The sequence below is a fragment of the Planktosalinus sp. genome (genome assembly GCF_059864935.1).
Map to the genome: position 1 here is coordinate 1 of NZ_JCBCCK010000217.1, position 4,453 is coordinate 4,453.

At 43.6% G+C, this 4,453-nt stretch carries 4 protein-coding genes; all 4 read left to right on the top strand.

Annotation, left to right across the window (positions count from 1 at the left end; all coding sequences use genetic code 11):
- The first annotated feature begins 17 nt into the window (after positions 1-17).
- The gene (gene mnmA / locus AC6F75_RS07665) at positions 18-1,196 is read left to right on the top strand and encodes a tRNA 2-thiouridine(34) synthase MnmA (RefSeq protein ID WP_500714394.1); all 1,179 of its coding nucleotides are present in this window, start codon (positions 18-20) and stop codon (positions 1,194-1,196) included.
- Positions 1,197-1,246: 50 nt separating this feature from the next.
- Positions 1,247-2,851 carry a S8 family serine peptidase gene (locus AC6F75_RS07670; RefSeq protein WP_500714391.1) on the top strand — a complete coding sequence of 535 codons (1,605 nt, stop codon included), beginning with the start codon at positions 1,247-1,249 and terminating at the stop codon, positions 2,849-2,851.
- Positions 2,852-3,796, top strand: a complete 945-nt coding sequence (locus tag AC6F75_RS07675) for a nitronate monooxygenase (protein ID WP_500714392.1) — start codon at positions 2,852-2,854, stop codon at positions 3,794-3,796.
- A 73-nt stretch (positions 3,797-3,869) separates the two neighbouring features.
- Positions 3,870-4,453 (top strand): DUF481 domain-containing protein (locus AC6F75_RS07680; RefSeq protein WP_500714393.1); only part of this gene is annotated, 584 nt, incomplete at its 3' end.

The following is a 4,453-nucleotide window of genomic DNA, read 5'->3' on the forward strand; positions in this document are numbered from 1 at the left end:
GACGAAACGGTGAGGACATGAAAAGAGTAGTAGTTGGACTTAGCGGCGGAGTAGATTCCAGTGTAGCGGCATACCTTTTAAAGGAACAAGGCTATGAGGTTATTGGCTTGTTTATGAAAAACTGGCACGACGACTCTGTGACTATCTCTGATGAATGTCCCTGGTTGGAAGACAGCAATGATGCTATGATGGTAGCAAACAAACTGGGTATTCCTTTTCAAACAGTCGATTTAAGCGAGCAATACAAAGAGCGCATTGTGGATTATATGTTTCGTGAATACGAAATGGGGCGCACTCCCAATCCCGATGTGTTGTGCAACCGCGAAATCAAATTTGATGTCTTCCTGAAAATCGCTTTAGATCTTGGTGCAGATTACGTGGCAACAGGTCACTATTGTAGAAAAGAAACAATTACAAAAGATGGAAAAACAATTCACCGTTTGCTTTCAGGGAAAGACCCCAACAAAGACCAGTCATACTTCCTGTGTCAACTTTCACAAGAGCAACTGGCTAAAACCCTTTTCCCGGTTGGCGAACTTTTAAAACCGGAAGTACGGGTAATTGCCAAAACTCAAAACCTGATTACTGCCGAAAAACGCGATTCGCAAGGCTTGTGTTTTATCGGAAAAGTGCGTTTGCCCGATTTTCTTCAACAGCAATTAAAGCCTAAGGAAGGTGTCATTATTGAAATTCCTGAAGACAGTCCTGTGTTTTCCGAAAAAAGAAATGGAACTGAAACTGCTTTGCTAAAAGAAAGTAAAAAATACCAATACACCCCCCAGGATGGAAAAGTAGTGGGTAAACATCAGGGTGCTCATTTCTTCACCAAAGGTCAACGAAAGGGTTTGGCCGTGGGAGGCACTAAAGAGCCTTTGTTTATCATTGAAACCGATGTCAATGATAACATCATTTACACCGGCCAGGGTAAAAATCATCCGGGCTTGTACCGCAAAGGACTTTTTGTAAAACAAGAAGAAGTGCATTGGATACGAGAAGATTTAAGGCTGAAGGAAGAGGAGACTATGGAAGTGATGGCACGCATCAGGTACCGTCAGGTATTGGAAAAAGCAACGCTGCATCAAACCGATAACAGATTATATGTTATCTTTGAAAAACCACAAACCGCCATCTCCGAAGGACAGTTTGTTGCCTGGTATCAGGAGGATGAATTGCTGGGGAGTGGGGTGATTTCTTAATAAAACCCTTCAAGGGTTTTGAACCCTTTAAGGGTTAAAAATAAAAACAGATGAAAAACACTACACTTCTTCTAGCCTTACTAATTACACAATTAGTTTTTTCCCAAACCCACGACGCCTGGGTCTTTTTTGCCGATAAGGACAACGTCCAGCAGTCCATCAACAATCCCATATCCATACTCACTCAGGCAGCGATTGATCGCAAAGCTTTGCACAATGTGCCCATTGATGAGCGGGATGTGCCGGTGAACGAAAGTTACATCACCCAAATCAAAAACCAACCGGGAATCGCTGTCTATGCCAAATCCAAGTGGATGAACTGTGTGTATGTGAGAGGGTCGCAAAGCGATATTGACAACCTGCTTAACCTTTCATTTGTAAGCGAAGTTGAGTATGCGGATAAATCACAAAACTTCACGACAATAGTCGAACCTGTGGATGACAAATTCAATGTGGAAGTCAATTCTAAAAATTTCAACTACGGTTTTGCGGCCAATCAGATTGAAATGATTTCCGGCGACTACCTCCATAACGAAGGCTTTACAGGGACAGGAATGATTATAGCTATTCTCGACAGTGGATTTATGGGAGTAGATACCCAACAGGGTTTTGCTTACGTGAGAGATGACAACAGAATACTCGGGGTCTATGACTTTGTAAACCGCTCGGTTTCTTATGGGAGTCATACCCACGGAACAAGGGTATTGAGTACGATGGGCGGCCTCATTAATAATCAATATGCAGGCACAGCACCCGATGCTTCTTATTATTTGTTTATCACTGAAGATGTTTCCAGTGAAACTCCTGTAGAAGAAGCTTACTGGGTAGAAGCCTTAGAACGAGCAGACAGTCTGGGGGTTCATGTTGTTAATACCTCACTGGGGTATCGTGCTTATGACAAACCGGCTTATTCACATACTTATCAGGACTTAGACGGACAAACCACTTTTGCTGCCCGTGGGGGAAATCACGCTTTTGATAAAGGAATGTTGCTGGTAACCTCAGCAGGAAATAGTGGAAACAGCAGTTTTCCTTGGGTAGGAACGCCGGCAGATGCCCCGGGAGTATTTACCATTGGTGCTGTTGATGATTTAGGTGACCCAGCCGGGTTCAGTTCACAGGGGCCAACCGTAGATGGCCGAGTAAAGCCCGATGTAATGGCTCAGGGTGTTGCAGCCTATGTCATCGATCAAAACAACGATATTGTTGCTAATAATGGCACATCTTTTAGTTCGCCCATAACTGCCGGAGCCATTGCCTGTTTGTGGCAGGCGCGACCGGATTATACAAACGACCAGATTATGCAATTAGTGAGGGAGTCTGCACATTTGTTTAACAATCCTACAGACAAAATGGGCTATGGTATTCCCAATTTCCAAACGGCACTGGATGTGCTGCTTTCGGTGGATAACTATACACAATACTATTTTTCGGTGTATCCCAATCCTGTTGCTAATGAGCTTCTGATTGAATTTCCGGAAAATCAGGAAAAAGTTGAACTAAAAATCTACAATACGCTGGGCGTGTTGGTGATGGAACAAGAAGTGTATCATTCAGAAAAAATAGTGTACTTACAAGCTTTGTCAAAAGGAGTGTACCTCTTAAATTTGCAAACACCGCAACAATCGCAGACTATTAAAATCATTAAAAAATAGATGACCCAAAACAGGATTACCTCGCTTTTCAACATAAAATATCCCATAATTCAGGCCGGAATGATCTGGAATAGCGGCTGGCGATTAGCCAGTGCAGTGAGTAATGCCGGGGGACTGGGCATTATCGGATCAGGCTCTATGTATCCGGAAATACTCAGGGAACACATTCAAAAGTGCAAAAAGGCCACTGACAAGCCTTTTGGCGTAAATGTTCCCTTGTTGTATCCCGATATCGATAAAATAATCGATATCATTGTGAAAGAAGACGTGAAAATAGTATTCACCTCTGCCGGAAGCCCTAAATCCTATACCTCGTTTCTCAAAGAAAAGGACATTATCGTAGTTCATGTGGTGAGCAGTGTAAAATTTGCGCTTAAAGCTCAGGAAGCCGGGGTAGATGCCGTGGTAGCTGAAGGCTTTGAAGCTGGGGGACACAATGGCCGCGAAGAAACCACCACATTTACACTTATCCCCATGGTCAGGGAACAAATCAAAGTGCCGTTAATCGCTGCCGGAGGAATTGCTACAGGCAGGGGTATGCTGGCAGCCATGGTGCTGGGTGCAGATGGGGTACAGGTGGGAAGTCGTTTTGTAACCAGTGAGGAATCATCCTCACACCAGGCGTTTAAGGAGGCAGTTGTCAAGGCCAATGAAGGCGATACCATACTGACACTCAAAGAGCTGGCACCCGTTCGATTGATTAAAAACAAATTTTACGGCGATGTGCAGGCACTTTACGCGAAAAACCCCACTGTTGAGGAACTTAAAGAACTGCTTGGACGCGCCAGGGCCAAACGCGGTATGTTTGAAGGTGACCTGGAGGAAGGGGAATTGGAGATTGGTCAAATCTCCGGTTTGATTCATGATATAAAACCTGCCGCCGAAATTGTTAAAGAAATGATGGAGGAGTTTGAAGCAACCAAACGGGAAATTAATAAAATGTAATCCAACCCTTGAAAGGTAGCTAACCCTCTCAGGGTTCTAAACCCTGAGAGGGTTGACAAAAAATCTTATTTTAATGCGAAAGCTATATCTTATAACCATACTACTTTTCCCAACCCTCACTTTTTCACAAATCATCAATGTTGAGTCTTTACGAAAGGTGACCGATACTTCCGGCTGGACCGGAAACACCAGTCTTAATTTTTCGCTGACCAAAAACACCAATACCCTTATTCGCCTGAACAACAATATTCATGTGCAGTACAAAATGAACAGGCACTTGGTCTTGTTTGTCAATAATCTGGGTTTTGAGAGGGCAGGAGAGCAGAGTTTTGTCAATCAGGGCGCGCAACATTTGCGCTACAATTACAAACTTTGGGAGAACATCATCTGGGAGGGATTTGTCCAGTCTCAGTACAACTCTATTGCCAAAATAAAATTCCGAGGACTCGCCGGCACCGGGCCGCGCTTTAGACTGCTGGGACTTGAAAAATACAGAATGTACTTAGGGACATTGATCATGTATGAACACGAGGAGTTGAATGAGGAATCTCTGGTTATCAATCGTGACTGGCGTTCAAGCAACTACCTTTCACTAAGTTTTTTTCCCACAGACAATATAACATTTGTGAGCACTACTTACTATCAGCCGATGTTATC